The following is a 9006-nucleotide window of genomic DNA, read 5'->3' as shown; positions in this document are numbered from 1 at the left end:
CTGGCCCGCGTCGAGCTGCGCGCCGGGGACCTCGGCGCCGCCGGGCGGGCGCTGCCGGACTGGCAGGCGCCGCCGGCCGCCGACTGGCCCCTTCCGGTACGCCTGGACGCCGGCCTGCTGGAGGCGGTGCTCGCCGACCGGGCCGGGGACGCACGCCGGGCCGGACGCGTCCTGGAGCAGGTGCTGGACCTGGCCGGCCCGCAGGGCTGCCGCCGGGCGTTCACCCGGGCCCAACCGTCGGTGCGGGACCTGCTGGCCGCCCACCTGGATGCCGGCACCGCGCACTTCTCGCTGGTCAGCGATCTGGTCCGGGGCGTCGAGGAGAGCGCGCCCCGGCCGGCGGCCGAGCCGGGTGGACTGCTCGACGAGCCGCTCACCGAGCGGGAGCTGACCATCCTGCGCTACCTGCAGAGCATCCTGTCCAACGTGGAGATCGCCGCCGAGCTGTCGTTGTCGATCAACACGGTGAAGACCCACGTGCGCAACATCTACCGCAAGCTCGGCGCGACCCGCCGGCGCGAGGCGGTCCGGCGGGCGCGCGAGCTGCGGCTGATCTGAGCGGCCGGGCAGCCGCCCGGACCGGCGTCACGTCAGGCGTTCGCCGCCGCGTCCACGGCGGCCAGCAGGTCGGGCAGGTCGTACCCGCCGTCGTGCCGGACGTCGTTGACGAAGAGCGTCGGCGTGCCGTTGACCCCGCTGCGGATACCGCCGACGAAGTCCCGACGGACCCGGTCGGCGTACGCCCCGCGCTCCACCTCGGCGTTCAGCTCGTCCGTGGGCAGGCCGAGCTGCTCGACGCCGAGCGAGAGGTGCACGGGGTCCAACTGGTCCTGGTGTTCGTACAGCCAGTCGTGCATCTCCCAGAACTTGCCCCGCGACGCGGCGGCCTCCGCCGTCTCCGCGGCCCGTTCGGCGTACGGGTGGACGTTGGCGATCGGGAAGTAGCGGTAGATCAGCCGTACCGTGTCGGCGCGCTGGCGCAGCAACTCGTGCAGGTTCGGGTACGCGGCACCGCAGAACCGGCACTGGAAGTCGCCGTACTCGATGATCGTCACCGGGGCGTTGGACGGCCCGCGGACGTGGTCCTCGATGGTCACCGGCTCCCGGAGCCGGGCGGTGACCTGAAGTGGCGTGGTCATCCGGCCATCACCTTCCGATCGCGGGCGAGGTTGTCCAGGGCGTCGAAGATCCCGTCCGCGCCCGGGTTGACGTCGGGTTTCGACAGGTAGCTCCACGCCACAGTCCCGGCCTGGTCGAGCACCACCAGCGCCCGGGCCGCCTCACCCTGCGGGGTGTACGCGCCGTACCGGCGGGCCACCTCGCCCTTGGGCTCGAAGTCGGACAGCAGCGGGAAGGCGATGCCCCTGCTCTCGGCGAACGCCCGGTGCGACCAGATGCTGTCCACCGAGATGCCGAGCACCATCGCCTGGTACTGGTCGAACACCGGTGCCGCCGCCTGGTAGAGCGACATCTGGTCCCCACAGACGGGGCTCCAGTCGGCGGGGTAGAAGACGAGCACGACCGGGCGACCCCGGAACTGCTCGGGGCCGGTCTGGCGCCCGTCCGGAGTGCTCGCCAGGGTGAAGCCGGGCGCGGGGCGCCCGGGTTGGATCAGCCCGTTCGGATCACTCATGCACCCAGCCTGCCTGCGGGGCGGGTGAGGCCGGCTCACCCGCCCCGGGTGGTTGCGCGCTCAGCGCAGGACCGGCGCGACAGCGATGTGGTTCTGGACCTCCCGGATGCCCGGTGCGGACCAGGCCACCTGCTCCACCTCGGCGCGTTCGGGCATGGAGTGCACCAGTCCGGCGAGCACCGCCGTGTCGCCGTGCACCCGGACGGTGATCCGCTCGGCCTCGGTGGCGCCGGCCCGGGCCAGCGCGTCCACGATCTGGTCGGCAACGTTCGTGCCGTCCGGCGGTGCGTTCGGCCGGACGGTGACGCCGTTGCTGACCCCCCGTACGCCGGTGAGCCGGCAGACCGCTCGTTCGGCGGCCCGGCGCTGGTACTCCCACTCGACCTCGCCGTGCAGCGTCACCCAGCCGGCCGAGACGGTGACCTGGAGCTTCTCGATGGGCACGAACGCGTCCCACTCCAGGGCGTGGCCCGCCGCGGCGGCCAGGTCCGGGTCGGCACGCTCGTCGCCGCCGGGCAGCTGCACGGTCAGGTCGTTCGCGACCGCCCGTACTCCGACGACCCGGTGCGCGGCCCGTTCCCCGGCCCACTTCTTCGCGTAGCTGTCCACCCGTCCGGTCAACGTGACGACGCCCTCGGCGACGGTGACGCCGATCTCGTGCGGCTGCACCCGGGGCTCCCAGGTCAACTCGTCGAGTACGGCGGACTGGATGTCCTGGTCGGTCCGCGTGATCGTCGCGACGGCCATCGGGCCCTCCCTCCGCTGCGTGCGCTGGCTGGCGGACCGGGTGACGGCCGTGGCCGGCAGGCCCGCCGGGGTCCGATCGTGCCGGTCACCGGGGTGAGCGGACCTCACCCGATCCGGACGACGGATCCGCCGTACCCTGCCCGTGCCGCGCGTCGACCGGGCACCGTCGTCGATGATGGGAGCGCTTCCATAGCGGCGTCGAATCGGTTAGGGTGAGTGCGTTCCTCGATCGCGGGAGCCTCGCGTCGGGTGGTTGGAGCCAGGGCAAGCTCCGATCCGTCCCCCCGCGTCGTCGTCCGTCCCCCGGGCCACGGCGCACCACCTCCGGTCGATCCTTCCCCGCGTCGTCGCCCGTCCCCCGAGCCGCGACGTCACACTGGTCGATCCCGTCTCCCGGGTCTCCACCCCCGGAGAGGAACCACAGATGCCCAGATCACTGGCCGGCGCTCTCGTGTCGGCGTTGGCGGTCGCCACGGCCGTCGTGGCGGTCCCCATCACCGCCGCGGGCTCTGCCGCGGCCCCGGCCGCCGCCGAGGCGTACACCTGGCGCAACGTCCTGGTCGGCGGCGGCGGCTTCGTGCCCGGCATCGTCTTCAACCCCACCGAGAAGAACCTGATCTACGCGCGGACGGACATCGGCGGGGCCTACCGCTGGGAGCAGTCCAGCCAGTCGTGGACGCCGCTGCTCGACTGGGTCGGCGCGGACCGCTGGGGCTACAACGGCGTCGTCAGCATCGCCACCGACCCGGTGCAGACCAACCGGGTGTACGCGGCCGTCGGCATGTACACCAACGGCTGGGACCCGAACAACGGCGCGATCCTGCGCTCGTCCGACAAGGGCGCCAGCTGGCAGATCACCGAGTTGCCGTTCAAGAACGGTGGCAACATGCCGGGCCGGGGCATGGGGGAGCGGCTGGCCGTCGACCCCAACCGGAACAACATCGTCTACTACGGCGCCGAGGGCGGCAACGGGCTGTGGCGCAGCACGGACTACGGGGCCACCTGGGCCCGGGTCACCGCCTTCCCCAACGCCGGCAACTACCGGGCCGACCCCAGTGACCCGAACGGCTACAACGGGCAGAACCAGGGCCTCACCTGGGTCAGCTTCGACAAGAGCACAGGCACCGCCGGGTCCACCACCCAGACGATCTACGTGGGCGTGGCGGACAAGGAGAATCCCGTCTACCGCAGCACCGACGGCGGTGTGACCTGGACGCGTATCCCCGGGCAACCCACCGGCTACCTGGCGCACAAGGGTGTCGTCGACCCGGTCGGCGGTCACCTCTACATCGCCACCAGCGACACCGGCGGCCCGTACGACGGCGGCAAGGGCGACGTCTGGAAGTTCACCCGCTCGACCGGTGCCTGGACGCGGATCAGCCCGATTCCCTCCACCAGCGGCGACGACTACTTCGGCTACAGCGGTCTGACCATCGACCGGCAGCACCCGAACACGCTGATGGTGGCCACCCAGGTCTCCTGGTGGCCGGACGCGATCTTCTTTCGCAGCACCGACGGCGGGGCGAGCTGGACCCGGATCTGGGACTTCACCAGCTACCCGCAGCGGTCCAAGCGCTACACCATGGACATCAGCTCGGTGCCCTGGCTGACCTTCGGCACCAACCCGGCGCCTCCGGAGGAGACGCCCAAGCTCGGCTGGATGAACGAGTCGGTCGAGATCGACCCGCACGACTCCAACCGGATGATGTACGGCACCGGCGCCACCATCTACGGCACCACGGACCTCACCAAGTGGGACACCGGCGGTCAGCTCACCCTCCGGCCGATGGTCCGGGGTTTGGAGGAGACCGCAGTCCTCGACCTGATCAGCCCGCCCAGCGGGGCGCCACTGATCAGCGCGCTCGGCGACGTCGGCGGGTTCCGACACACCGACCTCGACACCATCCCGTCGATGCTCTTCACCCAGCCGGTCTTCACGAGCACCACCAGCCTGGACTACGCCGAGAGCAAGCCGGCCACGCTGGTCCGTGCCGGCAACTTCACCGACGCCGACCGCCCCAACGACAGCCACGTCGCCTTCTCCACCGACGGCGGCGCGACCTGGTTCCAGGGCACCGAGCCGTCCGGCGTCAACACCGGCGGCACGGTCGCGGCGGCGGCCGACGGCAGCCGGTTCGTCTGGTCGCCCGGCGACGCCGGCCAACGCGTCGTCTACTCCGTCGGCTTCGGCAACTCGTGGTCCCCGTCCACCGGCATCCCCGCCAACGCGATCATCGAGTCCGACCGGGTCGACAGCAACCGGTTCTACGGCTTCAGCGGCGGGCGGGTCTACCTGAGCACCAACGGCGGTGCCAGCTTCACCGCCACGGCGGCGACCGGGCTGCCCACCACCGACGTACGGTTCAAGGCGCTGCCCGGTCGGACGGGTGAGCTGTGGCTGGCCGGGCCGGGTGGGCTGTGGCGCTCCACCGACTCCGGTGCCAGCTTCACCAAGCTGGGCGGTGTCAGCGCCTCCGGCAACGTCGGCTTCGGCAAGGCGGCCCCCGGCCGGACCAACCCCGCCGTCTTCCTCTACGGCACGGTGGACGGTCAGGCCGGCGTGCACCGCTCCGACGACGGCGGAACGACCTGGGTCCGCATCAACGACGACCGTCACCAGTACGGCAACCCGACCGAGGCGCTGACCGGCGACCCCCGCGTCTACGGCCGCGTCTACCTCGGCACCAACGGTCGCGGCATCCTGGTCGCCGACCGCACCGGCGGCACGCCGCCCCCGACCACGCCGCCCCCGACGACGCCGCCCCCGACGACCCCGCCTCCGACGACGCCGCCTCCGACGACCCCGCCTCCGACGACGCCGCCCCCGACGACGCCGCCTCCGACCACGCCGCCCCCGGCTGGGGGATGTGCGGCGGCCTACCGGGTGACCGGCTCCTGGTCGGGTGGATTCCAGGCGGAAGTGGTGGTCAGCAACCCCGGCACCCGGCCCATCGCCGGCTGGACGCTGGGCTGGACCTTCCCCAACGGCCAGCAGATCAGTCAGCTCTGGGGCGGCACCCACACCCAGACCGGGGCGGTCGTCTCGGTCGTGGACAGCGGCTGGAACGGCGCGCTCGGCGCCGGCGCCAGCACCACGATCGGCTTCCTCGCTTCCTGGACCGGCAGCAACGCGCCACCGGCCACCGTGAGCTGCACGAGTCGCTGACCCGGTGGCCCGGCGTCGTCCGGGCCACCCGAGAACACCGGTCCGCCGGGGCTGCCTGAGGGGTCCGGCACCCCGGCGGACCGGCCCGATCCCGATCGTCGAGCCACCACCGGGCAATGCGAACGGGCCCCGTCGACCAGAAGGTCGGCGGGGCCCGTTCGGGTTGTCGGGAGCTAGTCGTCCAGGCCGACGGGGGAGTTGGGGCGGTCGACGTCGACGAACTCGACGTCGTCCACCGCGCGGTCGTCCCGGCTGCCGGCGGCACGGGCAGCGGAGCCGACGGCCCAGCCGACCGCCGCGCCGACCAGCGCGGCCCCGATCAGGAGCGTCCACGGCAGCGCCGGCTGGCGCCCGGCGAGCGCGTCGAAGGCGCGCGAGGCCCGACGACGGGCCTCCTCCGCCGCGGAGCCGACCAGGTCACCCGCCCCGTCGGCGAGATCGCCGCTGCTGCGACGGGCCGAACGGGCGGTGTCCCGGACACTGTCGCCTGCAGAGCTGACGGCGGAGAGCAGGTGCTCCCACGCCTGGTCCGCGATCCGCTCCGGCTTGCTGCGCCGGTCCAGCAGGTTGGTTCCGAACATCGTGGTTACCTCCTCGGGTGCCGAAGCCGCCGGCCACTTCGGACCTCGGCGTCTGTCCAGCGCGGCAGGTTTCGCTGATGTCGCAGTGCCCCGGGCCGGTCGGGCGCAAACCCGGTCGGCCGCGGCTCACCGGATCGTCAGCGCACCGCCACCACGGCCGCGCCGCGGGCGAAGTCGTCATCGTCGTCGTCATCGTCGTCCCCGCCGCCGAAACCGCAGGCCAGCACGAGGGCGAGCAGCACGCCGACTCCGGCCAGCCCGGCCAGTCGCTTGATCATCGAAGGTCCTCTCCGTCACGGTGGGTATCCCGGGGCTGATGCTAGGTGGCGTCGGCAACCGCCCGACGGGATCGGACCGGACGCGTTCGCGGGACCCGGACACGACACGCCGGTCCCAGTCGGTGCCGGCGTACGGGGTGGGTCGGTTGTCGGGCGTGTCGGGTCGCGCCCGCTACCCTGGTCCGGCGACGCGTCGGTTCCGACCGATCGTGGAGTGGTCAGATAACGAAAAGTATTGGTTGATCAGATACCGAAAAGTGGGGATATGGGCGACTTTGTGCGCCCGGATCCGTGAATTGCTCATCCCGAGGGGTGGCGACCGAGGCCGTCGGAGGAATACTCTCGGTCGCGGCCCGCGTACTGATGAGACGCCCGGGGGACGGGCGGGTGGAGGTGCTCGCGTGAGCCTGTCGATCGTGAAGTCGGTCCTGTCCGGTGGTGTCGTGGAGATCGCCCCCCGGGGCGAGATCGACGTCGACACAGCGTACGAGGTGCGTGAAGCGATTGCGGAGGTGCTGGCCAAGAGCCGCCCGCTCCGCATCGAGCTGAACATGAGGCTGGTCACCTTCATCGACTCGGTCGGCATCAGCGCCATGGTCGCCGGCTTCCAGACCGCCGAGGTCAGCGGCGTCAAGCTGGTGGTCACCGAGCCCAGCCGGTTCGTGCACCGTCAACTCTGGGTGACCGGTCTGCTCGGTCTCTTCGGCGCACCGGAGCCCTACTTCGCCGGGGCCGCCACCCCCGAGGTGCTTCCGGGCGCCTGAGCGCCGGCCGTCCCACCGTCAGGGTTGCTCGTCCAGACCGGTCAGGTCCACGTCGGTCACCTCGGTGACCGCCCGGATGGCCGTCACCGACGCGTACCCGGCGGCCAGCAACGCCAGGTCCGTCCCGGGCTGCGCGGCCTGGCCGGGCTCCTCCAGCGCGGTACGCACGAAGCCGTGCCCCGACTCGGCCACCGTCATCTGCACCTGACCGAAGCTGGCCAGGGAGCCGCGACGTACCCCGCGCAACTGTCCGTGCGCCAGGTCGGGTGCGTTGACGTTGAGCACGCTCTCCGGCGGCGCGGCGGTCAACCGGGGGAGCAGGTCCAGGGCGACCCGCGCGGCGGTGTCCCAGTGCCGTTCGGCGTCGCGTACCCGGGCTGCGGCGTCCACCGCGGCCCCGCCGCTGCCGGCCGTCGCCTCGCCCGCGGAGAGCACGTCCAGTGAGACGGCCATCGCCCGGCACCCGTTCGAGGCGGCGGTGAAGGCGGCGCCCACCGTGCCGGAGTGCAGCACGGCGCGGCCGGCGTTGGCGCCCCGGTTGATGCCCGACAGCACGACCGTCGGCGGCGGGCCGAACGCGCCGTGCAGCGCGATAAGCGTGATGAAGCCGGGCGAGCCGGCGACCCCGTACGCCGGCACACCCGCCAGGTCGGGCAGCGGATGGTCGTGCACCACCACGCGTCCGTCCCGTTCCACAGCGCTCATCGCGGCGCTGGCGCCACTGGCCTCCTCCCGCGGCGCCGCGACCACCACGTCCAGGCCCCGCTGGGCGGCAGCCAGCGCCAACGCCCGGATGCCCGGCGCGGCGATCCCGTCGTCGTTGGTGACGAGCACCCGCAGCGTCATCGCTCGACCACCCGGTCGGCCAGTTCGTCGGGGGTGGTCCGCTCCTGCTGTCGGCTGTCCGCCGGGACCAGTTGGACGCGCTCCACCAGTCCGGTGATCGAGTCCAGCCGTCCGGTGCCCAGCCCGTGCCGGGTCACGTTCAGCGCTCCGGCCGCGGCGCCGGTGCGGATGGCGGTCCGGATGTCGCCACCACTGGCGATCACGGCCGCCACCCCGGCGGTCATCGAGTCGCCCGCACCACGCGGATCGGCGGCCTCCAGCCGGGGCATCCGCACCTCGAAGAGTTCCCCGTCGATGAGCGCCAGCGCCGGCTGGTCGGCTCGGCTCACCACCACCGTCTCGGCGCCGGCGGCGTGCAGGTCGTACATCGCCCGGGTCAGCTCGGGGCCATCCGCACTACGGGCGCGACCGTCCCGGATCAGCTCCTCGTGACTCACCTTGAGAAAGAACACGCCGCTGTCCAGTACGGCGCCCAGGTGATCGCCGGACAGGTCGACCACCACCCGGCTGCCGTTGGCGCCGAGGTCGGCGGCGAAGCGGCGGTACAGGTCGGCCGGGACGAGCCACGGCGCGTTCGGGCCACTGAGGACGCTCACGTCGGCGCGCAGTCCCTCACCGAGCGCCAGGTTGTACAACTCGTCCAGCTCGTGGCGGCTCAGTCGGTCCCCAGGGACGTCCACGACCTCCTGTCGGGATCCGCCCCGCCGGTCGTGCACGTACCCGCCGCTGCCGGAGTCGCGCACCACCACCTTCAGGTCCACCCCCTCGCTGACCAGCAGCGGCTCCAGCACCTGACCGATCTCGCCACCGAGCGCGGCGCAGAGCACCACCTGAACCCCGAGCGACAGCACCATGCGGGCCTGCCAGACGCCCTGGCCGCCGGGGTGCAGGTGCAGTTCGGGCTGGTCGTTCGGCTGGTCCACGGTCACCGTCAGCTGCGGGGTGGGCGCGAAGACCATCACGTGCCCGCTCACCGGTCGTCACCGAACAT

At 72.4% G+C, this 9006-nt stretch carries 10 protein-coding genes; 3 read left to right on the top strand and 7 right to left on the bottom strand.

Annotation, left to right across the window (positions count from 1 at the left end; all coding sequences use genetic code 11):
- A partial coding sequence (locus B0E54_RS27765) for a helix-turn-helix transcriptional regulator (RefSeq protein WP_234589226.1) occupies positions 1-558 on the top strand: 558 nt, incomplete at its 5' end.
- Between the two features lie 32 nt (positions 559-590).
- Here the strand turns inward: B0E54_RS27765 and B0E54_RS27760 are convergent.
- Genes B0E54_RS27760 through B0E54_RS27750 form a run of 3 tightly spaced genes read right to left on the bottom strand, consistent with a single transcriptional unit; the run spans position 591 to position 2380 of the window.
- Complete coding sequence (locus B0E54_RS27760) at positions 591-1139, bottom strand: thioredoxin domain-containing protein (protein WP_234589225.1); 549 nt, start codon at positions 1137-1139, stop codon at positions 591-593.
- A complete protein-coding gene (locus tag B0E54_RS27755) occupies positions 1136-1633 on the bottom strand; it encodes a redoxin domain-containing protein (RefSeq protein WP_234589224.1) in 498 nt (165 codons plus the stop codon). Before B0E54_RS27755 ends, B0E54_RS27760 begins: the two co-directional genes overlap by 4 nt.
- Positions 1634-1693: 60 nt before the next feature.
- Complete coding sequence (locus B0E54_RS27750) at positions 1694-2380, bottom strand: BON domain-containing protein (RefSeq protein ID WP_234589223.1); 687 nt, start codon at positions 2378-2380, stop codon at positions 1694-1696.
- A 424-nt stretch (positions 2381-2804) separates the two neighbouring features.
- Here B0E54_RS27750 and B0E54_RS27745 point away from each other — a divergent pair, with 424 nt between their 5' ends.
- Positions 2805-5546: a cellulose binding domain-containing protein gene (locus B0E54_RS27745; protein WP_234589222.1), complete on the top strand. Its 2742-nt coding sequence runs from the start codon at positions 2805-2807 to the stop codon at positions 5544-5546.
- A 173-nt stretch (positions 5547-5719) separates the two neighbouring features.
- Here B0E54_RS27745 and B0E54_RS27740 read toward each other — a convergent pair whose 3' ends face one another.
- Entirely contained in the window at positions 5720-6127 is a 408-nt protein-coding gene (locus B0E54_RS27740) for a hypothetical protein (RefSeq protein WP_234589221.1), read from the bottom strand.
- Between the two features lie 137 nt (positions 6128-6264).
- A complete protein-coding gene (locus B0E54_RS27735) occupies positions 6265-6405 on the bottom strand; it encodes a hypothetical protein (RefSeq protein ID WP_234589220.1) in 141 nt (46 codons plus the stop codon).
- 401 nt (positions 6406-6806) lie between these two features.
- Here B0E54_RS27735 and B0E54_RS27730 point away from each other — a divergent pair, with 401 nt between their 5' ends.
- A complete protein-coding gene (locus B0E54_RS27730; RefSeq protein WP_007463546.1) occupies positions 6807-7169 on the top strand; it encodes an STAS domain-containing protein in 363 nt (120 codons plus the stop codon).
- A gap of 18 nt (positions 7170-7187) precedes the next feature.
- On the opposite strand, the gene surE is transcribed toward B0E54_RS27730, so the two are convergent.
- Both surE and B0E54_RS27720 read right to left on the bottom strand, forming a co-directional pair.
- A complete protein-coding gene (surE, locus tag B0E54_RS27725; RefSeq protein WP_234589218.1) occupies positions 7188-8015 on the bottom strand; it encodes a 5'/3'-nucleotidase SurE in 828 nt (275 codons plus the stop codon).
- A complete protein-coding gene (locus B0E54_RS27720; RefSeq protein ID WP_234589217.1) occupies positions 8012-8989 on the bottom strand; it encodes a PfkB family carbohydrate kinase in 978 nt (325 codons plus the stop codon). The genes surE and B0E54_RS27720 overlap by 4 nt, the downstream gene beginning before the upstream one ends.
- Between the last annotated feature and the right edge of the window lie 17 nt (positions 8990-9006).

This window comes from Micromonospora sp. MH99 (assembly GCF_021442385.1).
Taxonomy (GTDB): domain Bacteria; phylum Actinomycetota; class Actinomycetes; order Mycobacteriales; family Micromonosporaceae; genus Micromonospora.
Note: the sequence above shows the minus strand (reverse complement) of the source record. Positions and strands in the feature narration are given on the sequence as shown.

Bases quoted from the DNA above. Each gene is read 5' to 3' on its own strand.
- B0E54_RS27760 (WP_234589225.1), bottom strand. From the start codon at position 1,139: ATGACCACGCCACTTCAGGTCACCGCCCGGCTCCGGGAGCCGGTGACC.
- B0E54_RS27755 (WP_234589224.1), bottom strand. From the start codon at position 1,633: ATGAGTGATCCGAACGGGCTGATCCAACCCGGGCGCCCCGCGCCCGGC.
- B0E54_RS27750 (WP_234589223.1), bottom strand. From the start codon at position 2,380: ATGGCCGTCGCGACGATCACGCGGACCGACCAGGACATCCAGTCCGCC.
- B0E54_RS27745 (WP_234589222.1), top strand. From the start codon at position 2,805: ATGCCCAGATCACTGGCCGGCGCTCTCGTGTCGGCGTTGGCGGTCGCC.
- B0E54_RS27740 (WP_234589221.1), bottom strand. From the start codon at position 6,127: ATGTTCGGAACCAACCTGCTGGACCGGCGCAGCAAGCCGGAGCGGATC.
- B0E54_RS27735 (WP_234589220.1), bottom strand. From the start codon at position 6,405: ATGATCAAGCGACTGGCCGGGCTGGCCGGAGTCGGCGTGCTGCTCGCC.
- surE (WP_234589218.1), bottom strand. From the start codon at position 8,015: ATGACGCTGCGGGTGCTCGTCACCAACGACGACGGGATCGCCGCGCCG.